The organism is Methylobacterium organophilum (assembly GCF_022179465.1).
Classification (GTDB): Bacteria; Pseudomonadota; Alphaproteobacteria; order Rhizobiales; family Beijerinckiaceae; genus Methylobacterium; species Methylobacterium organophilum.
Genome location: NZ_BPQV01000002.1, coordinates 98,073 through 121,253, shown reverse-complemented (window position 1 = coordinate 121,253; position 23,181 = coordinate 98,073). Strand labels below are relative to the sequence as shown.

Genomic DNA, 23,181 nt, shown 5'->3' with positions numbered 1-23,181 from the left:
TCACCGTGACAGTACAATTGCAGCGGATTTGGTGGCCTCGACGGCCTGCGAAACCCGATCGACGGATTGAGATATTTCCTGAGAACTCCTTGTAATGACCTGGACGCGATCTGCCGCATCTTGCATCGTCACAGACATGTCGCGCGTGACGACACTTTGCTCCTCGACAGCAGACGCAGTTCCCAAGACATGCATCCGCATCGTCTCGACAGAATGCAATACTTCAGACAGATTATTCGCAACCCCACCCGATACGCCTTGTATATTGCTAATCTGACTCGCGATTTGGTCTGTGGCGCGGCTCGCTTGAGCGGCGAGATTCTTGACTTCAGCGGCCACGACAGCAAAACCGCGGCCGGCAGGCCCAGCACGCGCAGCCTCGATCGTGGCGTTCAGGGCAAGGAGGTTGATCTGGCCCGCAATCGAATTGATCACATCCACAACGCTCGTCATTGCATTTGCGGTTTCAGTCAGTTTACGCGTCAAATCTCCAGCAACAGAGACTTGCGAATGAGCGTCGTCACTGATCTGGCGAGCCTTGGTCATGCTCGCAGAAATTTCGTTGATCGATGAGGCCAGCTGCTCGGCCGCAGCCGCTACAGTCTGCACGCTGTCAGAGGCCTGCGCGGCGGCCTGACGCGTTTGTTGAACCCCCGATAAAGACACCGAGACCGCCGCATCGACATCGGAGAAGTTTTTATCGATCAGCGTCTTCAGATCCGCGAACAGCTTGACCTGAGATGTGGCATCCGATGCAAATTTTACGACCTTTGATACCTTACCATATCGATCAAAAATTGGGTTGTAAGACCCATCGAGCCATACCGCATTGCCAATCTTAGTAATCATCTTGAACTTTCCGGCCTGAAACTGGCCAGAACGGAGATTATCCCAAAATTTTGAGTAATCATTGCTTGAGATTTGCTCGTGTTCAACAAAAAAACTATGATGTTTTCCGGATATTTCCTCGATTTTGTAGCCCATCAAATCAGTAAAAATATTATTGGCGGTCAGGATGTGACCGTCCGGAGCAAATTCGATCACCGCCTGGGAGCGGCCTATGGCGGCAATCTGCGCATTATAGTCAAGATTCAGCAGACGTTCTCTGGCATCGCTCCACTCGACGACGAAGCCAATCGACTTCATCCCGTCCATGAGAGGGGTAACGAGGAGATCGAAGACCCGTGGTCCAACGCGGATGGTCGCCGAGTGCGGTTTCACAAGAGCAGAAAGCAATCTGCGCTGATGGCCTGGGTCTTTATGAAAAATATCGATATTGCTGCCGATCAGAGTCTCCAGACTAAATCGGGGAAGCTCGGCTTTGAGATCCTGCTCAGCTTCTTTCATGAACGATTTAAGCGACGGATTTATATAAGTAATATTCAAGCCTGCATCGGCAACCATCACATTGGTGCGCAGGGCATCCAGCGTGATCGTCCCTTGAATCCCCTCGCGGTTGCTGCTGATGATCCGGAACATATCATGTGCCTCTCGACTTCAATTCTGTAGACGTTGCAAGATAATGATTAATATTGTATTAACTCAAGAAAATAACAAATATTTATACAGCATACTATCAAATCAAACCGGGCAGAATACTGCTTATATTCATATTCTCAATGGGAGATTTTCCAGGTGTGACGCCGGGCATGCAGTTTGTGACAATCTGCCGGTTCGGCCACTCAAGAGACCAGCCGCTGATGATTCAATTAGATTTGATTTAGAGGCGCAATAAATTCACTATCAATTCTAATATTTCAGTCTATAAGAAATCCATCAGATAAAATGGAGCTTATTATGGCAAGATACAGGCCAATTAAGTCTGATGTTTTTTCGATGATTTATGCATTGATCTGAGATCAACGAGGAAAGTTTATTTCTATCACAGCGATATTGGAGGAATCAGATCATTGTCTGAAAATAAAACATTTGGATTAGATCATTATGGCGTCGGATATTATTTTCACATTGACACCTTATTCCACAAATCAATCAAATTAAATGGTTACTATGGGGGATTGATACGGATAAGCTTCTATCTACGTGAATCCCATAAGTTCAATCATCTATACGGCATACAATCCATGACTTGTGGAGAGGCGCTTGTTATCAAGGGCAAAGAATGTGTAAGCCTGATAGCGCCGCAAGGCATGCACATTAAAGGAATAAATTTTCTTATAGAGCCAATGGCCTTAGTCGATCACTATGGATTAGACCCTGATTGGTTGCCCCCCTCGTTTAAAAGACATCTTTTCAATCCAAATTCGCCGACAAGCGCTTTCAAGATCGCGCTTCCGCAGCGCAGCATTCTATCCATAGAAATGCTGCAAAAAACGGACATGACTGGAAAATTAAAAGATAATTTTTTTAAATCAAAAGTAGAAGAACTCGTCTGCGAGCTTGTTCATGCCTTGAGTGTCGCGCGCGGCAAGCCAAATCTTATGTCTAGTTATTCCAAAGATCAGATCATGAAGCAAAAAATCGAGATTGCCGCGGATATTTTTCGTCAAGAAATCGGGAACCCTCCCAACATAGAAGAAATATGCCGGAGATCTGGCTTGAATAAAAATTTGTTAAATGAAGGATTTAAAGAAATATTCGGACAGTCTCCAGGGCTTTATTCTCGGAAAATTGCCCTTGAATGGGCAAGAGATCAGATAAAACTTGGTATTTATGAAATAAAGACAATTGCATTGATGGCTGATATAAGGATCCTAGTGCGTTCTCTCAAGCGTACAAATCTTTTCTTGGAAACCTCCCCTCAGAAGACATTCCGCAATTCTAGTAAAATAATAATATAATTTAATAATTTGATTTTTTCATGCGTTGATCTACTCTCCTTATGAGGGATCCGCCCACAAGATGAGCCTGAGCTGTCAAGCTGCAGTTGACGCACCGCGGATGCTCTCTCTGATGGCAACGATGACATTTCGAGTCGACGCGTCCTTCGGATCAACCACCGGGGCTCCTATGGCGGCTCCTGGCGTCCGCCGGTTCGTGCGGGCGCAGGCGGCGGAGAGACAGCAATGCGGCCCATGGCGGCCGGCTCGGCACCGCCGTCGCTTCTGAAAGCGGGCGTCAGCCGCGGGCGAGGGCGGCTTCGAATTCGGCCTCCGGGAGGTGGGCGCCTCCCGTCGTCCAGATCACGTGGGTGGCCCGGGCCGGATCCGGCGCGCCCGCCGCGGCGACGAACCGGCCGGCGGCGGCGAAGCCCGCGGCCGCGGAGGGTTCGAGGCGCAGGCCCGCGCCGGTCCAGAGCGCCTTGAGCCAGCCGAACAGCGCGTCGTCGGTCACGGTCACGACCGCCTCGATCAGGCCCCCCACGGTCCGCGCCACGAGCAGGGAGGCGCTGGCCACGGCCAGCCCGTCCGCGGCGGTGCGATTGTCGAGGCCGACATCGTAGACGCTGACGGGGCGATCCAGCCCGGAGGCGAGCTGGACCAGCATGCAGGGGGCGGCCACCGGCTCGACGAAGACCGGCCGCACCGCGTCGCCGAACAGCAGCTTCAGTCCGAAGGCCACGCCGCCCGGCGCCCCGCCCACGCCGCAGGGCAGATAGACGAAGAGCGGATGCGCCGCGTCGACCACGATTCCCGCCGCCGCGAGCTGCTTCTGCAGGTCGAGGGCCGCCGCGGCATAGCCCAGGAACAGGTCGACCGAATCCTCGTCATCGACGAAATGCGCGTCGCTCCGGCCGCGGAAGGCCGCCCGCGCCGTCGCCACCGCGAGCCCGTAATCCCCCGGATGCTCGACGACGCGGGCCCCGAGCGCGCGAAGGCGCCGCTTCTTCCAGTCCTTGGCGTCGTGGGACATGTGCACCTCGACCGCGAAGCCGAGCGCGCGTCCCATCACGCCGACGCTGAAGCCGAGATTGCCCGTGCTGCCGACAGCGATCGTGTGCCCCGCGAAGAGGGCGCGGAAGGGCTCCGTCGCGAAATCCGCATAGGAGAGGCCGGGGCGCAGCAGGCCGGCTGTCCCGGCGAGCGCCTCGGCATGGGCCAGCACCTCGTAGACGCCGCCGCGCGCCTTGATGCAGCCGGTGACCGGCAGGTCGTGATCCGCCTTGACCCAGACCGCGCCGGGTGCGCCGTGCAGGATGCTGCGGGCCGTCTCCGGCGGGAGGGGAATGAGGGGCGAGTCGATCCGCCCGTCCTCGAGCCCGTCGAACAGCCGGGCCAGGAGGGGATCGAAGCGGCGCCAGCGCGCCTGCGCCGAGCGCATGTCGACCTCAGCGAGGGCGAGGCCCGGCAGGATCGCCGCGGCCTCTCCCCGGCGCGGGTTGAACCAGACGGTCGGCTCCGCCCGCAGGACGGGCGCGGGCACCGCAGGCCCGGGCGGGCGGGGTTCCGGCCCAGCGGCCGGCATCGGGGGAAGGGTCACCGCATCCTCGCAAGTCGGCTGCGCCTATACCGCGCCTCCCGCGCCGCCCCTACCCCTGCGAGGAACCGTGGCCGGGAGATCGCCCCCGCCATGGGGTCAGGCGCAGGCCTCCCGCGCCTGCGCGAACACGCTTCCCCCGCCCGGCGCCGCGGCCAGAAGGCTGCGCGTATAGGGATGCTCCGGCGCGGCGAACAGCGCGGCCGTGCGGCCCTCCTCCACGATGGCGCCGCGATGCATCACCGCGATCCGGTCGCAGATGGTCGCGGCCACGCGCAGGTCGTGGGTGATGAACAGCATCGCGATGCCGAGGCGCTGCTTCAGGTCCTCCAGCAGCCGGAGGACCTGCGCCTGCACCGAAACGTCGAGGGCCGAGACGGCCTCGTCGGCGACGATCACGTCCGGCTCCATCGCGAGCGCCCGGGCGATGCCGATGCGCTGGCGCTGGCCGCCCGAGAAGGCGTTCGGGTAGCGCTCGGCGGCGCTCGGCGGCAGGCCGACCAAGTCGAGCAGCTCCCGGGCCCGGGCCCGCGCCTGCCGCGCGGGCGTGCCGTGGGCGATCGGCCCGGCGGTGATGATCTGCTCGACCGTGCGGCGGGGGTTCAGCGAGGCGAAGGGATCCTGGAAGATCATCTGGATCCGCCGGCGCTCGGCGCGCAGGGCCTTCGGCCCCAGCGCCGTGAAATCGAGGCTGCCGAGCCGCACCGTGCCGCGGTCCGGCTCGACGAGGCGGATCGCGAGCCGCGCCGTGGTGGACTTGCCCGAGCCCGACTCGCCGACGATGCCGAGCGTCTCGCCGCGGCGCAGGTCGAAGGTCACCTCCTTCACCGCGTCGACCACCCGCGGCTTGCCGAAGAAGCCGTTGCGGGTGGTGTAGGTCTTGCCGAGGCCGATCACCGACAGGGCGACCGGGTTCGCCGCGACGGGCGGGCGCTCCGGGGGCGTCAGGCTCGGCACCGCGGCGAGCAGAGCCCGCGTATAGGGGGCTTGCGGATTCTCCAGAACGGCGCGGGCGGTGCCGCTCTCCACGAGCTTGCCCCGCTGGAGCACCGCGACGTGGTCGGCGATGTCGGCCACCACGCCGAAATCGTGGGTGATGAACAGCACGCTCATGCCGCGCCGCTGCTGGAGCTCGCGGATCAGCTTGAGGATCTGCGCCTGGGTGGTGACGTCGAGGGCCGTGGTCGGCTCGTCGGCCACCAGGACGGTCGGTTCCAGCGCCAGCGCCATGGCGATCATCGCCCGCTGGCGCTGGCCGCCGGAGAGCTGGTGCGGATAGGCCCGCACGATCTGCTCGGGCTCCGGCAGGCCGACCTCGCGGGCGAGCGCCACCGCGCGGGCGCGCCGCTCCGCGGCCGTGTGGAGGCCGTGCGCCTCGAACATCTCGGCGATCTGGTCGCCGATGCGCATCACCGGGTTCAGGGCCGTCATCGGCTCCTGGAAGATCATGGCGATGCGCCGGCCGCGCAGGCCGCGCCAGGCGCGCTCGTCGAGGGTGAGGAGGTCCCGGCCCTCGAAGGTGATGCGCCCGCCCGCGATCTTGAGCGACCGGGGCAGCAGACCGGTCAGCGCATAGGCGCTCATCGACTTGCCCGAGCCCGACTCGCCGACGACGCAGAGGATCTTGCCGGGCATGAGGTCGAGGGAAAGGCCCTCGACGGCATGCGGCCGGTCGGCGCCCTTCGGCAGGGCGAGCGTCAGGTTCTCGATGCGGACGACGGGCTCGGTCATGGTCAGTGCGCTCCTGCGCGGCGGCGGGCGAGCACGTCCGCCCCGGACGCGCCAAGGTCCCAGAACAGCCCGGCCATCAGCCCGAGAGCCTCGCGGGTCTGCGACCCGAGCAGGTGCTCGTCGGGGGCGTGCTGCGAGCAGGCCGGATAGGAATGCGGCACCCAGAGGGTGGGCAGGCCGAGGATCTCGGAGAAGGCGTCGTTGGGCAGCGAGCCGCCGAGATTGGGCAGCAGCGCCGGCCGCTTGCCCGTGCTCGCCGCGAGGGAGGCGAGCGCCCAGGACACCCACGGATCCTCGACCGGCAGGCGCGTGGCGCGGAAGATCTCGGTGGGGCTGCGGCGGACCTCGACCATCGGGAAGCCGTGCCGGTCGAGATGGGTCCGGACGGCGGCGATCAGGTTCTCCCAGTCGGTGCCGACGACGAAGCGCAGCTGCAGCGTCGCCCTGGCGGAGGGCGGCACGGCGTTGACCGGCCCTTCGGGATCGCCGCACGTGAAGGCCAGCACCTCCAGGGTGTTCCAGGCGAAGACGCGCTCGGCCGGCGTGAGGCCGGGCTCGCCCCAATCCAGGTCGATCGCCGGCGCGGTGGGATCGGTCCCGACCGCGATGTCGCTGAGGGCCGCGCGCACGCCTTCCGGGATCGGCGGCGGGCGCAGCGCCTCGACCAGGATCCGGCCCTGCTTGTCCACGAGGCTGGCGATGGCGCTCGCCAGCACGGTGCCGGGATTGCGCAGGAGCCCGCCCCAGTTGCCGGAATGGTGGCCGCGCTCGCGCAGGTTCACGGCGAGTTCGAAGCTGAAGCCGCCGCGGGAGCCGAGGAACAGGGTCGGCCGCTCGGCGCTGACCCGCGGCCCGTCCGAGGCGATGAGGAGATCCGCCCGGAGCGTCTCCGCCTCCTGCCGGCAGATCTCGCGCAGCCCGGGCGAACCGGCCTCCTCGCCCATCTCGATCAGGAGCTTCACGTTGAAGCCGAGCCGGCCGCCGCGGGCCCGCATCACCGCCTCCAGCGCGCCGAGATTGATGACGTGCTGGCCCTTGTTGTCGGCGGTGCCGCGGCCGTACCAGCGGTCGCCCTCGACGACGACCTTCAGCGGATGCAGCCCCGCGCGCCACTGCTCGGGATAGTTCCGCACGGTGTCGCCATGACCATAGACCAGCACGGTCGGGAGTGCGTCGCCCTCGTGGCGGCTGCCGATCAGGAAGGGGCCGTTCACGCCGTCCGGGTTGTCGAGGATGCGGCTCTCGAAGCCGAGCCGGGCGATCGCCGGCTCCACGAAGTCGCTCAGATAGGCCTGGAGCCGGGGCAGCTGGCCCGGAGCCTGGCTCTCCGTGGGACGGCCGACCGCGTCCTGCAGGGCGGCGAGGAAGGTTCCGTCGTCGTAGTGCCGTTCCGCCAGGTCGACGGCGTCGGATCGGGACATGGCTTTCCGTGGGGTCTGATGGTCGGGACGGTCGGGGGAGCCGGCTTTCAGTGCCGGCCTTCGGGCGCGGTGATGTCGCGCACGCCATCGCCCAGCAGGTTGATGGCCAGCACCAAAACGAGGAGCGCCACCCCCGGGATGGTGATCACCCAGGGCTGGAAGAACATGTACTGCTTGCCCTCGGCGATCATCAGGCCCCAGGAGGGCAGCGGCGGCTGCACGCCGAGACCGAGGAAGGACAGCGCCGCCTCGAGCAGGATCGCGTGCGCCATTTCGAGGGTCGCGACCACGATCAGCGCGTTCAGGATGTTGGGCAGGATCTCCTGGAACAGGATCCGGGCTGTGCCGAAGCCCGCGGCCTGGGCGGCGGCCACGAAGTCCTGGCCCCGCACCTGCCGGGTCGCCGCGCGGGTGACGACGGCGAAGCGGTCCCAGAGCAGCAGGCCGAGCACCAGCACGACCACCTTCAGGGAGCCGCCGACCAGGGAGGCCATGGCGAGGGCGACCAGCACCACCGGCATGGCGAGGCGCGTGGTGACGACGTAGCTCACCAGCGCGTCGACCCGGCCGCCGAAATAGCCGGCCACGATCCCGAGCGTGGTGCCGATGAGGCCGGAGATCAGCGCCGCCGAGAGCCCGATCAGCAGGGAGATCTGGCTGCCATAGATCAGGCGGCTGAGATAGTCGCGCCCGAGCTTGTCCGTGCCGAGCACGTGCTCCCAGCTTCCCTTCGCCTGCCAGACCGGGGGGATCAGGCGCCGGGCGACGTCCTGGGCATAGGGGTCGTGGGGCGCGATCAGCGGGGCGGCGAGCGCGGCCAGGACGATGATGCCGAGGATGCCGGCCCCGAGCAGGAAGCCGCCATGGTGGAGGCCGCGCCGGAGCGCGAGCGCCGTCGGCGAGCGGGCCGGCGCCAGCGGCGCAGCGTTCTCCGGGGCGGCCGGGATCGGCATCTCCGGGGCGGCGGCGCGGCCGGACGCGGCCATGGGGGAGGCGGGCTGGGTCGTCATGAGCGCAGGCGCGGATCGAAGAGGGCGTTGAGGAGATCGGCGGCCAGCGTCAGGGCGATGTAGACCATCGCCAGCACCAGCACGATCGCCTGGACGACGGGGAAGTCGTTGCGGGCGATCGATTCCCAGGCGAGCTGGCCGAGGCCCTGGAGCGAGAACACCGCCTCGATCACGATCGAGCCGCCGAGCATGAAGCCGAACTGCACGGCGGCGAGCGCGATCACCGGGATGACGGCGTTGCGCAGGGCGTGGCGGAGCAGGACCTTGTGCGGCGGGAGGCCCTTGGCGCGGGCGGTGCGCACGTAGTCGGAGGCCAGCACCTCCAGCATGCCGTTGCGGGTCAGCCGCATCACGGCGGGCATGGCGTAGTAGCCGAGCGCCACCGCCGGCAGCACGAAGTGCTTCCAGGTCGCGTTCCCCGAGACCGGCAGCCAGCGCAGATTGACCGAGAAGACCATGATCAGGGTCAGGCCGAACCAGAAGCTCGGCATCGCCTGGCCGATCACGGAGACGGCGAGCGCCGCCCGATCGATCCAGGTGTCGCGCTTCACCGCGGCCAGCACCCCGAGGGGGATCGCCACGACCAGCGCCACGCCGAGGGCGATGACGCCGAGCGTCAGCGTCACCGGCAGGCGCGCGGCGATGAGGTCGGTCACCCGCTCGCGGAAGTAGAAGGAATGGCCGAAATCGAGCTGGAGCGCCCGCCCCGCCCAGGCCATGAACTGCGCGAGCAGCGGCTCGTCGAGCCCGTATTGCCGGCGGATCGCCGCGATCTGCTCGCTCGTGGCCTCGGGGCCGGCGATCGCCGTCGCGAGGTCGCCCGAGAGGTGGAGGAGCATGAAGCTCGCCACCGACACGGTCACCGCGACGCTGACCGCGACCAGGATGCGGCGGAGTGCGAAGCCGAGCATGGCCGCCTCACTTCCACGAGGCCGCGTAGAAGCGCGGCACCTCGTCCGGCTGGGCGGTGAAGTTCAGGTCCTGCGTGAAGGCGTAGTTCGAGGGGTAGGAGAACATCGGCAGGGCGTAGGCCTCCTGCGCGATCCGCGTCAGCGCCTCGGCGTATTTGGCCTTGCGGGCCTCCGGGTCGCTGCCGGTGTCGCCCGCCTGGAGCGCCGCGATCACGGCCGGATCCTTGGTCAGGTCCTCCTCGCCGCCGCGGAAATAGACGCCCGTGAAGGCGGAGACGTCGTTGACCGAGAAGGAGCCCCAGGTCTGGAAGCCGATCGAGGTCTTGCCGGCCCGCAGCGCGTCGCGGAAGGCGGCGAAGCGCAGGTAGTTCAGCCGCACCTTGATGCCGACCGCGCGCAGATACCCGATCACGGCCTCGGCGTATTCCCGCTCGCGATAGGCGGACAGATCGATCTCGAACCCGTCCGGATAGCCCGCCTCCTTCAGGAGCGCCTTCGCCTTGGCCGGATCGTAGCCGTAGCGCGGCATGCCCTGATCGGTGCAGCCGAACTGATCGATGAAGCAGACCGAGTTCATCACCCGCGCGCCGCCGCGGACGAGGTTGTCGACCATGGCCTTGCGGTCGATCGCGTAGGCGATCGCCTGCCGGACGCGGGCATCCTTCAGCGGCGAGTTCGCCTGGGCGCGGCCGAGGCTGTCGAACTGCAGGAAGCCGACCCGCATGGTCTCGGCCGAGAGCACCGTGACGCCGGGGGAGGTCTTCAGCTGCTCGGCCTGGTCGCTCGGCACGCGCCAGATCCAGTCGATGCCGCCGGTGACGAGCTCGGCCATGCGGCTGTCGCCGTCCGGGATGATGCGGAATTCGAGCTTGCCGATCTTCGGCTTCGCGATCGGGCCGCCGGACCAGTACGACTCGAACCGCTCCATCGTCACGCCCTTGCCGTTCTCGACACGGACGATCCGGTAAGGGCCGGTGCCGACCGGCGCCTTGCTGAAGCCGTCGAGCCCCACCTTCTTGAAATAGGCGGCCGGGAAGATCGGGATCGGCCCGGCGAGGTATTCGAGCGCGGCGGGGAACGGCGCCTTGAGGTGGATGCGGACGCCGTGCGGCCCCGTCACCTCGGCGCCCTTCATCCAGTCCACGTTGCCCTTGGTCACGACCCGGGCCTCGGGGCTGAGGACGTAGTTGACGGTGAAGGCCACGTCCTCGGGCGACAGCGCGTCGCCGTTGTGGAAGAGCACCCCTTCGCGAATCGTCAGGTCCAGGGTAACCGGATCGACCCAGGTCCAGCCGGTCGCCAGCATCGGCTTGTAGCTGCCCGTCGCCGGATCGCGGTAGATCAGCGTGTCCCAGACGTTGCGGGCGAGGATGACGCCCTCGCGCAGGCTGTTGTGATAGGGGCTGATGTTCTCGGGCTCGCTGTCCGAGGCGTAGACCAGCGTGTCGTTCGCCTTGCCGGCGAGCGCCGGAAGCGCGGTCGCGGTGAGCAGCAGGGCTGCGAGCGTCTGTCTCAGCATGTCGATCCGCCTCGGAAGCACGGCGGTCCCCGCCCGAATCTCCATTCCGGCCGTGCCGCTTTTTTCACCGTGCTATAGTGTTGTGCAGAAGCAATCGCAGCAAGTAGAATTTGGCGATTGCATCGTTGCCGTTTCGGCAAGGCAGGGGGAATGACCGGGCCGTGCAGACGACCAGCCTGCGCTACTTCCTGGCGGTGGCCCGAACCGGCTCGATCGCCGCCGCCTCGGGCCAACTCAACGTCGCCGCCTCGGCGATCAGCCGGCAGATCGCCAATCTCGAGGCCGAGCTCGATTGCGTGCTGTTCGAGCGGCGCCCGCGCGGCATGGTGCCGAGCCCGGCCGGGGAGCTCCTGGCCCAGCACGCCCATCACGTGCTGCAGCGGGCCGAGCAGGTCGTCACCGAGATCCAGGAATTGCGGGGCCTCGTCCGCGGCCTGATCCGGATTTCCTGCTCGGAGGGCTTCGCCATTGATCTCGTGCCGAGGGTCATCGCGGACTTCCATCGCCGCTATCCCGGTCTCCGCTTCGAATTGACGATGCTGCCCCCGGCGCAGGTCACCCAGGTGGTCGCCGCCGGCGAGGCCGATATCGGCGTGACCTTCAAGCTGGCCTCGACCCAGCCGGTGGCCGTAGTCTACGAGGCGCAGGTCGAGATGATCGCCGTATGCGCGCCGGATCATCCCCTAGCGGGATCGCCGATGATCCAGCTCCCGGATCTCGCCGCCTTTCCGCTGGCGCTGCCCACCCGCGACACCACGGTTCGCCTCGTCTTCGAGGCGGCCTGCTCCGCCGAGGGGATCGCGATCGAGCCGGTGCTGACCTCGAACGTGCTGTCCTCCCTCCTGCCCTTCGTGCGTCACACGCAGGGCCTCGCCCTGATGTCGGCCTTCACCGTGCAGACCCCGGTGCAGCTCGGCGAGCTGATCCAGATCCCGGTCCGGACGAAAAGCAGCCTGCTGCGCGGGATCCAGGTCCAGACCATGCGCGACCGCCCCCTTCCGCGGGCGGTGAAAGCCTTCCTGAACGCGCTGGTCGCCGCGCTGCCGGCGTCAAGTCGCCGCCTGGCGACAGAGGACGGCGTCTGAGCGCCGCGGGGCCGCGATCGGCACCGGCCTGATCAGCCGTCCTTCCGCACGTGCTTCGATCGTTCGGACGACAACCCTGGCTCTCATTCTCCCAGCATGATGCGCGGTCGAAGAGCGCGTTAACGCTGTCATCGGCCGCCGCGCATTGATGAAAATTGCGCGCATTCGAAGCAAGAAGAGAGAAACATCCGACGGCTAGGGTCTTTTCATCTGAAAGGCGAACGACTTTTCAGACCATCCATCAGAGGTATGATCATGACGACCAAGTCCGCTGAGCAGAATGCCCCGGTTCGCCTGAACGACGACGAGCTCGAGTCGGTCAACGGCGGCGCCGGGTCGGCGTTCGGAGACCTCAACAGCATGTTCAACGACATCAAGCGCGGCATCGGCAACGGCGCGACCCAGGTGAGCTACCATCAGGAGAGCCAGACGGTCCGCGGCAAGACGAAGACGGTCACGCAGAGCCACTTCCGCCGGTAAGCGAACGCCGTCCCAAGCCGCGCCATTTTGGCCCGCCCGGTTCGCCGCGGCGGGCTTGTTCGTTTCTGGCCGGATCGCCGCCGCAGAAATCGCGCCCAGGCACCGATCGGGCCGCTCAACCGCGAGCGCTCCGGCCCTTGATGGCGGCGATGGAGTCCTGCAACGCGCGCTGGAGCGCGCCCGCAAGGACAGGTCGACCAAGTTCGCGTTGCGCTCGCCGCACTCCGCCACGCCGGTCGCGGCCTTGCCGACCGCCTGGGCGTGAGGTTCGGATGCGATGCTCCGAAGCCGTCGCCCGATGCCGCCCACGCGTGATCTCCGACACACCGTTCTCAGGAGGCCGGCCTCTCCGAAGTCGTGTCCTGACGGCCCTTCTTTCGGCGGCCCCGGTGCCCTGTGGATCGCCGCGGCGGCAAAGCGTGGCCGCGTGCTCCCGAACACAGCCAAGCCGGGGCGATCCGGTGTCAATCACGACAGACGCCAACAAGACGTCGCACCGACATCAGGAGATCTTCCCATGACCCACCGTGACATGACCGCGATGACCACCGATCAGACCATCGGCGCCAAGCCCGTTCTTCTTTCCGACGACGCTCTCGATCAGGTCCATGGCGGTGCCCGCTCGGCGTTCGAAGACTTTTTCAACACCATGGCACGTGTCACGAGCAAGCGCCCCTTGCATGGGGAGTATCGCCACGAGAGCGAAGGGAGCCGTGGCAAGACGAAGACGCTCACGCGGAACACCTTCCGCCGGTAAGCGAACACCGTCCCAAGCCGCGCCATTTCGGCCCGCCCGGTTCGCCGCGGCGGGCTTGTTCGTTTCTGGCCGGATCGCCATCGCATCGTCGGCGCCTCGCCCCCCGAGATACGCGGACATCTGGCCACGGCCCAGGTGCGTCGGCACACTTGAGCCGTGAAACCTTGGCCTTAACACCGCGTTGAGCTTGCAAATCAACATCTGGCACGAAGGAGGCCAGTCATGACCAGCCTGAAAGCGCGTTTCACCCTCACCGTTCTTGGTCTCCTGGGCACCGCCACCGCTCTTGCCCTGTATGCGCAGAGCCTCGCCCTGCCCGCGAGCTTCGGCTAACGGCACGGACCGGGCGACGCCGCCCTCGGCGCGCCCCTTTTCGCGATGAGCGGCCGTCACGCCGGGGCGGCCGCTTTTTCGTGCGGCCCTTGCTTTGCCGTGGCCTCTCGGGCCACTCGGCGCGGGCAACTGAAACGGCACGGTTCGGAGCCCGGCGTGTTTGGCGGAAGATTCGTTCGGCGCTTCGGGCCGCTCATGCTCCTCGTCCTGGCGGCCTGCTCGGACGATGCCGCCGAACGGCGGCGCGCCCTGGGGCCTCATCCGAGCTTCGAGGATGCGATGCGCGTCGCCAGCGCCGGGCGCGGCCGCCGCCTGTTCGGCCAATGCGGCGCCTGCCACACGATCGGCAAGGGCGCGGGCGACCGGAACGGCCCCAACCTCTTCGGGATCATCGGCAAGCCGGTCGGCGGCGGCAGCACCCGGTTCGGCTATACCGGCTCCCTGCTGCGGGCCGGCGGCGTCTGGTCGCCGGACAGGATGGATCTCTGGCTCGCCGCCCCGGCCGCCTTCGCGCCCGGCACGAGCATGACCTTTCCGGGCCTGCCCGACCCACTCGATCGGGCGGATGTCATCGCCTATCTCCAGGCGGCCTCCCGCTAGGGACCCGGGCGGTCGATCGCCGCAGCCGGAGCGGGGGAGGGAGAAAGCGCGCGGGCGAAGGACTTTCCTCACCGCGCCCTGTCCAGGGCCTCCCCCCGTCCGACGGAGATCCATCCCATGCGCCTGCCCTTCGCCCTGCCGGCCGCCCTGCTCGTGCTCGCCGCCGGCCCCGCCCTCGCCTCCTCCTGCTCGGAGGAGATCGCCACGCTGCAGCGGCGTCTCGACAGCGCGGGCGCCGAACAGGTGACCGGCACGGCGCCGGCCGCCGGCCCGACCTCGTCCGACTCCCCCAAGGCCCTCAAGAAGCCGCCGGCGGGCCAGCCTTCCGACCCGGGCAGCAAGCCGACCGCGGGCGGCCTCGGCGAGGCCAAGACGTTGCTGGCCCAGGCGAGCGAGGAGGAGAAGGCCGGCAAGGCCGAGGCGTGTCGGCAGACGGTGATGAAGGCCAAGGAGAAGGCCGGCGCCCTGCCTTAGCCCGCCCCTCCCGCCGGCGCGCATCGTCCGGCCCCCGGTTCGGACGATGCGTCCGGGGAGATTCCGCCCTGTCGCGCCGGGGCGGCAAGCTCTCCGGCGCGGCGGCCCCGATGAGTCCGATGAGCGTTGCCAACTAAAGGTTGTATTGCTAGGGTTATGTCGAGGGCGGCTTCACAGCGGCGGTGCGCATGTCGAAGCCTTCGATGCCGGATCATCCTTCGGGACCGAGACTTGGTCTTGGGCGCAGCGCGGAAGTCTTCGCGCTCGGATCGCAATACGTCCTGAAACTTTACAAGATTCCGTTCGATCCGGCCGCTGTAGAGGGCGAGTTCGCCGCGTCCCGGCATGCCCATCGCCTCGGCCTGCCGGTACCGAAGCCGGTGGAGGTCGTGGAGCGGGGCGAGCGCAGCGGCATCGTGTTCGAGCGGCTGCACGGCCCGGTCATGCACGACGCCTATCTCCGGCACCCGCTTCGCTACGTCCTCGGCCTGCGCCGGCTCGCGCGGCTGCAGAGGGAGATCCACGTCCGCGAAGCGCCCCGGCCCCTGGGCCGGCTGGAGGACACGCTGCGCCTTCAGATCCAGCAGGCCCCGGTGCCCGAGCCGACCAGGCAGGCCGCCCTCGAGGCCCTGCATCGGTTGCCGCGCGGCGACAGCTTCTGTCACGGCGACCTGCACGCGGACAACGTGGTCGTCACCGCGGCCGGGTTGCAGATCATCGACTGGCAGAAGGCCGGAATCGGCGCCCCGGCCGCGGACGTGGCGCGCAGCGCGATGCTGCTGCGTTACGGCAGCGCGAAGCTGGGATGGTACGGGCGCGTCCTGCCGATCGGGCCGATCCGCGCCCTCCTCGCGCGCCTCTATGTCGACTGGTACTGCCGGGCGAGCGGCGTGCGCCCTGCGGAGGTGCGGGCATGGCTCCTGCCGGTGCTGGTCGGGCGCCTCTTCGGCAAGCCGGCCGATGCCGAGCCCGAGATTCGCGCGGCCAGCGCCCGCCTTGCGAAAGCCGCCGGCCGCCGCGACACCCGCCGCCCGCGCGGGACCTTCCAGGACGTGTGGGGGATGATGTGCTTCCTGACGGGCTTCGCGGTCTAGAGCCGCTTCCGATCCCGTTGCCACCGGGAGCGGCTCCAGGCCTTTGTCGTGACGCGCTTTCTCACGCCGAACCGGTGTCCGCTTCGGCGCAGAGCGCTCTCGGAGCCGGGCGTCGCCTCGTTCAGGTCCCGACTCCGCCATAGGCCTTGAACGACGCGATCACCGCCTCCGCCCGGTCCGCCTCGACCGTGGCGGAGACGGCGATCTCACCCGCGAGGGCGGGCTCGCCCTCCGTGACGGTTTTCGCGCGGCCGTCTTCGAGATCGGCTCCGGCCGCCTCGACGCCGGCGCTGTTGGCCTCGGAGGCCGACAGGATGCGCACGGCCGCGCGGTCGATGCCATGCTCCTGCACGAGATGCTCGACGGCGGTCTCGGCGTCTCACCGCGACCGGAACCGGGACGTGATGGTCTTCGACATGCGCATCTCCTTCGGCGAAGGAGAACCGGCCAGCCCGGGAAGGGTTCACCCGGCCGGGCGCCGGCCACGCCATGACGCAGCCGCGGGAAACGGACCGGCAGAGGGACGCGGAGGGAAAGGGACGCGGAGGGAACACGACACGCTGTCGCGCCCGGAACGGACCGCCCTCCCCGTCTCTTCTCCAGGCACTCTGGCATCGAGGAGGTTGGAATGGACGACGATCGCGTGTGGTCCTTCGAGAAGAGCCTCTGGACCGGTGACGCCGATCACTACCGCGAACTGGTCGACGATGCGTGCCTGATGGTGCTGCCGCAGCCGCCCTTCGTCATGAGCGGCCGGCAGGCGATCGAGGCGGTGGCCGATACGCCGCGCTGGACCGAGGTCGCGCTCTCCGAGGGACAGATCGCGCGGCCGCAGGAGGGCCTCATCGTGATCGCCTATCACGCCAAGGCCCGCCGCGACGGCGAAGCCTACGAGGCGCATTGCACCTCGACCTACCGGCGGCTGGCGCACGAGACCTGGCGCGTGGTCCAGCACCAGCAGACGCCACCCCTGGTCACCGCCGCGCCCAACGAGGCGGACGGGGGCTGACCGCCTCCGCACCGGGCGCCGGCCTGGTTGAGATCGACCCCGCCGCGCCCGCCGATCTCAGAACCGTGCGGAGAGGCGGGCGGTGCCGGTATGCGAGAGGAAGCGGTCGCCGACATGGGCCTGGTACTCGCCCGTCAGCTCGATGCCGCCGCCGAGCCCGATCTGGAAGCCGAGGCCGGCCTCGCCGATCGTGTCCGGGATGCGCGAGGCGGTGGCGAACACCCCGAGGCCGCCGCTGCCCTGGAAGCTCGCCAGGCCGGTGAAGTGGTCGTCGGACAGGAGCGTCACGCCGAGGATGCCGTAGGGGCGCAGCCAGCGGCCGTTGTCGAAATCGAAGCGGCCGCCGATCTCGACGTTCGGGCTGAAGGCCACCAGGGTCTTGCTCATGGCGCGGATGTCGAGATTGACCTCCGGCGCGCCCGTCTCCGAATAGGCCGGGCTGTGCGTGTAGAGCAGGTCGAGGTCGGCGTAGGGCTTGATGTACCAGCCGTCGAACAGGAACTGGTAGCTCGCCCGCAGGCGCCCGCCCGCCGTCAGCACCTCCGACTTGCTGCGCGCCGACCACATCCCGTCGCCGATGCTGACCGAGCGGAGATTGTTCTGCCAGGCGTAGCCGACATTGGCCGAGGCCGCGAACAGCCAGGGGCCGACCTGGTGCTTGAGCGCCATCGAGACGTCGGCGGCGTCGCTCGTCGTCCCGCTGATGCGGTCGGAGTCGTTCTGGTAGGCGCGGGTATAGGCGCCCGACAGGCCGAAGAACCAGTCCGGGGCGAACTCGGTCTGCAGGCCGCCCTGGTAGCTGAGCGCGTTCTGGCGGTAGCCGCCCTCGCCGGGTGAGGAGAACAGGCTGGTGCGGGCCGCCGTGACCCGGCCCCAGACGCACTCGCCCTCGCGCAACAGGGTGCCGGAGCCCTCGAAGGCGGGGCAACTCATCGCCCGCTTCAGGCCGGCCCGGGTGTCGAGGGTGCGGCCGGTCAGGACGTACTGGTTCGATTCCTGGTTCAGATCGTCGAGCGCCGCGGCGTAGCTCTTCTTGCTCTCCACGGAGAGGAAGCGGGCGAACAGGCCGGCCTCGCCGATCGAGCCGTTGTTCCACAGCGTCTGCAGGGCTTCGGCCGTGGATTTCTGGTCGCCGGTGAGCGTCATCCCGACGGGCGCGGTGAAGCGCGCCGTCGGGCTCAGGGCGAGGCTGTTGCCCGAGCGCAGGATCTCCCAGGAGACCGGCACCGAGTCAGACTGGATCGTCGTGGACGAGGTCGCCGCGTTGGCGTTCTCGATGCTGCCCGCCGTCAGGAAGGTGTACTGCCCAGGCAGGAGCCCTCCGATGACGTTGGGCCGCACGGTGCCGTCCAGCCAGACACTGCGGCTCACGGCCAGAAGGTCGGCGCGCAGGGCGCCGGCCGGGGCGAGGGGGGCGACGTCGACCAGCAACTGGCCGCTGCTGCGCTGTTCGAAATCGCCCTTCACGTCGGTGCGGGCGACGGTGCCGACCCCGCCGATATCGAGCGTGGCGTTGTTCGTCATCGAGCCGTTGCCGCTGCCGCCCAGATCGATCACGCCGCCCTGGCGTGTGCGCAGGATCGCTGCGCCGTAGCCATCCGCCCCGTTGGTCAGGGTGCTCATCGTCCCTGGGAGGGTCGTCAGAACGATATCGCCGATCAGAACGCCTCGGTTCTTGATATTGACCGGGTTGATCGTCCCGACGATGGCGCGGCCGGAGGCGGCGCTGACCACGGCCCGCTCGTCGATCAGGATCCGGTTGCTGTAATCGCCGCCCTCCAGGCGGATCGCCGCGCCGGTGCCGCTGCCGCCGCTGACGATGTCCTTGACGGTGATGGCGATGGTGCCGCCCGCGCGGGTCGGATCGAGGCGGCCGTCGCCGCCCTGGACGCCGCTCTGCGCGAAGATGGCGTTGGCATCCTTGCCCGAGGCGACGATCGACCCGGCGCTCTCGATGGTGATGCTGCCGCCGGAGCCGGTGGAGGTGGCGCGCGACTTGGGCGGATCCGACGCCTGGACCAGCGCGCCGGAGGCGAGGATCGGGTTGGAAAGGTCCACGACCAGGCCGCCACCGCCGCCGAGGCTCTGGGCCAGGATGCCGTGGGCGCGCTCGCCGCTGGTCCGGATCGCGGCGCCCTCCTTGAGGGTGACGGAGAGGGCGCCCCCCGAGCCCTTCGAACCCTCCTCGAGCAGGAACGGCACCGCGTAGCCCATCACCTGATGCGCACCGGCATAGCCGCCGCCGCCGCCGATCGATTGCAGCAGCAGCGCCGTCGCGGCATCGCCCGTGGTCGTCACCCGCGCGCCGGCCGAGAGGGTCACGCCCACCGCGCCGCCGTTGCCGGTCGCGCCGCCCGAGCCGCCGATCCCGAAGGTGTAGGCGTCGCCGCTGGCGCTGGCCGCCGCCGCTGCCATGCCGCCGCCGCCGCCGACGCTCTGGGCCAGGATGCCGAGGGCGCCGAAGCCGCTGGTGGTGATGGCGCCGCCCTGCGTCACCGTCACTGCGCCGCCGTCGCCGGCCGCCTCGCCGGAACCGCCCAGGGTCAGGCTGCCGGACCTCTTCGGCGCCCCCTCGGACGAAGGCTGTTCGGGGATCGTCTCGATCCCGATCGCCGCCAGCAGCGCACTGGCGAGTTCCTTGGCATCGCTGTCGGACTGGGTCTTCTCCGCCTGCGCCTTGCCGGTCTGTGCGGAGGCGTCCGTCTTGCCGGCCTCCTTGGCAACCGGCAGCAGGAACGATCCGCCGCCGCCGCCGACGCTCTGCGCCACGATGCCGTGGGCCTCGCTGCCGGCGGTGACGACCGCGCCCGTGTTCTCGACCGAGACGTCGCCGCCCTTGCCCCCCTTGCCGCCGTTGCCGCCGACATTGAGGGTGACGACCAGGCTGCCCTCCTTGCTGCTGCCGGTGGTCGTGGCGCCCACGCCGCTGCCGCCGCCACCGCCGACGCTCTGGCCGTAAAGGCCGTAGGACATGTCGTCCGCCGTCGCGACGGCGCCGCGGTTGACGATCGAGACCGTGCCGCCCTCGTTGCCGTCGCCGCCCGTGCCGCCGAGGACGGCCCGGTAGTTGTTGGCGTTGGTCGCGGCGGCGAAGGCCATGCCGCCCTGGCCGCCGCCGCCGCCGACGCTCTGGGCGAAGACGCCGTGGGCCACGGCGCCGAGGGTGGTGATGGCCCCGTCATTGGTGACGGTGACCGCGCCGCCCTTGCCGCCGCTGCCGCCGTCGCCGCCGAGGCTCAGGGTCGCGGACACGTCGGGCAGCTTGACGCTGCCCTTCTTCTGAGCCGCCAGATAGTCCGACGCGCTCTTGCTGTAGGATTGGAGCATCTTGGCGAAGTCGGAATTCTTGATCTTGGCCGCAAGGGACTTGTACTTGTCAGTCTCCTTGATGTCCTTCAGGAACTGATCGAGGGCTTCCTTGGTGTCCTTGTTCTTCTTGTCCTTCGCCCAGTCCTGATAGGCCTCGACCCCGATCGCCTGCTTGATCTGGGTCCAGATCGCACCGACCGCATCCGGCGTCGACGCCTTGCGCGCCGCCACGCTGCCGCCCTGGCCGCCACCGCCGCCGATGCTCTGCGCCACGATGCCGTGGGCGCCGTCGCCCCAGGTCTCGATTCCGCCCGTCGCGGCGTTGGTGATGGTGACGCCGCCGCCGGTATTGCCGCTGCCGCCCTTGCCGCCGAGGGTGAGGTTCACCTTGAGCTTGCCCTGGGCGGCGCCCTGGACATCGCCGCCGGTGCCGCCGCCGCCGCCGATGCTCTGGGCGAAGATGCCGATGGCGTCGGAGCCGCCGGTCCGCAGGGCGCCGGCATTGGTCACGGTGACGGCCTGGCCCTTGCCGCCGCCCCCGCCCTCGCCGCCGATGGTGCGGGTCACCGACAGGGTGTCCGCCACCGGGAGCTTGCCGACCAGATCGTTCAGGGTCTTGTCGAAGGAGAGGCCGGGCATGGCGAGCCCGGTGGCGCTGCCGCCATTGCCGCCGCCGCCGCCGATGCTCTGCGCCAGGATGGCGTGGGCGAAGCTGCCGCCGGTCACCACCGTGCCGAGATTGTCGACGCCAATCGTACCGCCGTCGCCGCCGCTGCCGCCCTTGCCGCCGATGGCCTGCGCGGCGGCGATGTTCTGATGCAAACTGAGACTGTTGCTCGTCGCATCCGACTTGCCGGCATTGCCGCCGCCGCCGCCGATGCTCTCCGCCTGAAGACCGACGGCCTCGTCGCCGGAGGTCGAGACGAAGCCGTTATTGGTGATCTCGGCCCGGCCACCCTTGCCGCCGCCGCCGCCGGTTCCGCCGAGCGTGGTGCTGAAGCTCAACGCCACCTCGCCGGGCGGCGCGACCGCGAGCGCGTAGGCAAAGGCATCGCCGGCGAGGCCGCCGCCACCACCGATGCTGAGGGCCTGCACGCCGATCGAGGCGCCGCCATAGGTGACGACGCTGCCGTCATTGATCACCTTGGCCAGGCCGCCCTCGCCGCCGAGTCCGCCGGAGCCGCCGACCGAGGCCGAGACGGCGATGCTTGGCAGAGTCTTGCCATTGGGCAGGACCAGCGGCGTCGCGATGGCCGTGGACCGCGCCGAGCCGCCGACGCCGCCGCCGCCGCCGATGCTGAGCGCGTCGAGGCCGACCGCCGCGCGACCGCTGGTGCTCACGCTGGCGCTGCTCTCGATCCGGGCCTCGCCACCCTTGCCGCCGCCGCCGCCGCTGCCGCCCACGGACAGGGCGACCGCAAAGGCCGGGCTCGCGGTCGTGGCCGTGGCGACGCCGCCGGCGCCGCCGCCACCGCCGATGCTCTCGGCGAGGATTGCGCTCGCCCCGTCCCCGGAGGTGGTGATCGACCCGCCCGTCGTCTGCACCAGGACCTTACCGGCATGACCCCCGGCCCCGCCGCCGCCACCCAACGCGTAGCTGAAGAAGGCGCCCGGCTTGATCGCGGCGCCGCCCACGCCGCCGCCGCCGCCGATGCTCTGGGCCAGGATGCCGTAGGCGTCCGTGCCGGCCGTCTCGATCATCCCGTTCTGCTGCAATACCGTGACCGCACCGCCGAGGCCGCCCATGCCGCCCGTGCCACCGGAGGTGAAAGGCAGGATGCCGGCCTTGCCACCGCTGCCGCCGCCGCGCCCGGTCTGCGGAGCCGAGGCCTGGAAGGCATCGAGGGCGTTGCCGCCGCCGACGCTCTGGGCCAGGATGCCCATCGAGCCGGTCCCCCAGGTGCTGATCGTGCCCGACTGGGTCACCTTCACCGCGCCGCCGGCCCCGGCGGCGCCGCCATCGCCGCCGCTGCCGAAGGGTGCGCGGCCGCCATCGCCGCCCGGACCGCCGACCGATTGCGCGATGAGGGCCGAGCTGTAGGCCCCGAGCGTCGCGAGGGTCCCGCTCTGGTCCACCGTGACCGCGCCGCCGGCGCCGCCCTTGCCGCCCGCAGAGCCGTTGATGCCGGTGGTATCGCCGCCGCCGGCGCCGCCGACGCTCTGGACGAGCACGCCCACCGAGGTCGCGCCCTCGGTGACGATCGAGCCGCGGTTGACGAGCACGGCCTCTCCACCGGCTCCCGCATCGCCGGGGAGGTCGCTGCCGCCCCGCGTATTCCTCATGCCGCCATCACCGCCGAGGGACTCGACCACGGCGCCGGGCGCGGAGACGCCGCGCGTCACGATGCTGCCCGAAGGGGTGACGTCGAGTTCCGCCAGGCCGCCCTGGCCGCCCGTCTGCACCAAGCGCTTGCTTGCGGAGGTCGCGCCGTCGCCCGCCTTGCCGCCCTTGGACTGGACCGAGACGCCCGAGGTGCGATCCCCGAAGGCGGAGACCGGCGCCTGCAGGATGAGGCGGGCGGACCCGCCAGCACCGCCCCGAGCGATGCTGGCATTGCCGCCCTCGCCCCCCTTGCCGCCCTGGGAAGCGACGTTGATCAGCGCGAGCCCGATCTGACGATCCACACCGCCGCTCACGGCCCCGGTCTCGTTGAGGGTGACCGCGCCACCGTTTCCGCCGTTCCCGGCCTCGTTGTCGGAAGTAAGGGCCTTCGGCATGCGGCCTCCCGCACCGCCGATCGATTTCGCTTCGACGGCCACGCCCTGCACGTTCGAGAGCGTATCGCCCTGGGTGACCTGCAGGTCCGGCCCCTTGTCGCCGTCGTTCGCGGGCCGCCGCTTACCCAGGCAACCGATGAACAGGGCGCAGTCCACCCCCTCCCGACCGTCGCTCCCGCGCTGCACGAAGGAGCGGGCGGCGTCCTGGGCCCAGGCCCTGCCCCCCTGCGCCGTCATGAGCGCGCCGACGCTCACCCCCGCCAGCAATGCGACGGCCCGGCCGATCCGGGTTGCGTCGATCTGCCGGGAAGGCCGGGGCATGGGAGAGGCGGTCATCGACATGCAGTCCTTTC

The 23,181-nt window shown here is 68.1% G+C and carries 17 protein-coding genes; 8 read left to right on the top strand and 9 right to left on the bottom strand.

The features are described from left to right. Positions 1-1,479 carry a methyl-accepting chemotaxis protein gene (locus tag MFF21_RS03215; RefSeq protein WP_238309775.1) on the bottom strand — a complete coding sequence of 493 codons (1,479 nt, stop codon included), beginning with the start codon at positions 1,477-1,479 and terminating at the stop codon, positions 1-3. Between the two features lie 431 nt (positions 1,480-1,910). Here MFF21_RS03215 and MFF21_RS03210 point away from each other — a divergent pair, with 431 nt between their 5' ends. Beyond that, positions 1,911-2,801 carry a helix-turn-helix transcriptional regulator gene (locus tag MFF21_RS03210; RefSeq protein WP_238309774.1) on the top strand — a complete coding sequence of 297 codons (891 nt, stop codon included), beginning with the start codon at positions 1,911-1,913 and terminating at the stop codon, positions 2,799-2,801. Between the two features lie 277 nt (positions 2,802-3,078). On the opposite strand, the gene dsdA is transcribed toward MFF21_RS03210, so the two are convergent. The 6 genes from dsdA to MFF21_RS03180 form a co-directional block, all read right to left on the bottom strand. Beyond that, positions 3,079-4,365, bottom strand: a complete 1,287-nt coding sequence (gene dsdA / locus MFF21_RS03205) for a D-serine ammonia-lyase (protein ID WP_373324927.1) — start codon at positions 4,363-4,365, stop codon at positions 3,079-3,081. A 111-nt stretch (positions 4,366-4,476) separates the two neighbouring features. Further along, positions 4,477-6,108, bottom strand: coding sequence for an ABC transporter ATP-binding protein (locus tag MFF21_RS03200; RefSeq protein WP_238309772.1), 1,632 nt, complete (start codon positions 6,106-6,108; stop codon positions 4,477-4,479). Positions 6,109-6,110: 2 nt separating this feature from the next. After that, positions 6,111-7,529 (bottom strand): M20 family metallopeptidase, encoded by a 1,419-nt coding sequence (locus MFF21_RS03195; protein ID WP_238309771.1) that lies wholly within the window; start codon positions 7,527-7,529, stop codon positions 6,111-6,113. 47 nt (positions 7,530-7,576) lie between these two features. Further along, complete coding sequence (locus tag MFF21_RS03190) at positions 7,577-8,482, bottom strand: ABC transporter permease (RefSeq protein WP_238310174.1); 906 nt, start codon at positions 8,480-8,482, stop codon at positions 7,577-7,579. 53 nt (positions 8,483-8,535) lie between these two features. Beyond that, complete coding sequence (locus MFF21_RS03185) at positions 8,536-9,450, bottom strand: ABC transporter permease (RefSeq protein WP_238309770.1); 915 nt, start codon at positions 9,448-9,450, stop codon at positions 8,536-8,538. A gap of 7 nt (positions 9,451-9,457) precedes the next feature. After that, complete coding sequence (locus MFF21_RS03180) at positions 9,458-10,969, bottom strand: ABC transporter substrate-binding protein (RefSeq protein ID WP_238309769.1); 1,512 nt, start codon at positions 10,967-10,969, stop codon at positions 9,458-9,460. 161 nt (positions 10,970-11,130) lie between these two features. Here MFF21_RS03180 and MFF21_RS03175 point away from each other — a divergent pair, with 161 nt between their 5' ends. From MFF21_RS03175 to MFF21_RS03150, 6 genes are all read left to right on the top strand, one after another. Next, positions 11,131-12,054: a LysR family transcriptional regulator gene (locus MFF21_RS03175; protein WP_238309768.1), complete on the top strand. Its 924-nt coding sequence runs from the start codon at positions 11,131-11,133 to the stop codon at positions 12,052-12,054. Positions 12,055-12,309: 255 nt separating this feature from the next. After that, entirely contained in the window at positions 12,310-12,534 is a 225-nt protein-coding gene (locus MFF21_RS03170; protein WP_238309767.1) for a hypothetical protein, read from the top strand. A 517-nt stretch (positions 12,535-13,051) separates the two neighbouring features. Next, positions 13,052-13,291 (top strand): hypothetical protein, encoded by a 240-nt coding sequence (locus MFF21_RS03165; protein WP_238309766.1) that lies wholly within the window; start codon positions 13,052-13,054, stop codon positions 13,289-13,291. 528 nt (positions 13,292-13,819) lie between these two features. Continuing rightward, a complete protein-coding gene (locus MFF21_RS03160; RefSeq protein ID WP_238309765.1) occupies positions 13,820-14,224 on the top strand; it encodes a c-type cytochrome in 405 nt (134 codons plus the stop codon). Positions 14,225-14,341: 117 nt separating this feature from the next. Continuing rightward, positions 14,342-14,698, top strand: a complete 357-nt coding sequence (locus tag MFF21_RS03155) for a hypothetical protein (RefSeq protein WP_238309764.1) — start codon at positions 14,342-14,344, stop codon at positions 14,696-14,698. Positions 14,699-14,886: 188 nt separating this feature from the next. Further along, a complete protein-coding gene (locus tag MFF21_RS03150) occupies positions 14,887-15,792 on the top strand; it encodes a phosphotransferase family protein (RefSeq protein ID WP_238309763.1) in 906 nt (301 codons plus the stop codon). Positions 15,793-15,913: 121 nt separating this feature from the next. On the opposite strand, the gene MFF21_RS03145 is transcribed toward MFF21_RS03150, so the two are convergent. Next, complete coding sequence (locus MFF21_RS03145; RefSeq protein WP_238309762.1) at positions 15,914-16,144, bottom strand: hypothetical protein; 231 nt, start codon at positions 16,142-16,144, stop codon at positions 15,914-15,916. A 276-nt stretch (positions 16,145-16,420) separates the two neighbouring features. On the opposite strand from MFF21_RS03145, the gene MFF21_RS03140 reads away from it, so the two are divergent. Next, positions 16,421-16,801 (top strand): DUF4440 domain-containing protein, encoded by a 381-nt coding sequence (locus tag MFF21_RS03140; RefSeq protein ID WP_238309761.1) that lies wholly within the window; start codon positions 16,421-16,423, stop codon positions 16,799-16,801. 57 nt (positions 16,802-16,858) lie between these two features. Here MFF21_RS03140 and MFF21_RS03135 read toward each other — a convergent pair whose 3' ends face one another. Beyond that, entirely contained in the window at positions 16,859-23,164 is a 6,306-nt protein-coding gene (locus MFF21_RS03135; RefSeq protein WP_238309760.1) for an autotransporter outer membrane beta-barrel domain-containing protein, read from the bottom strand. Positions 23,165-23,181: the final 17 nt, after the last annotated feature.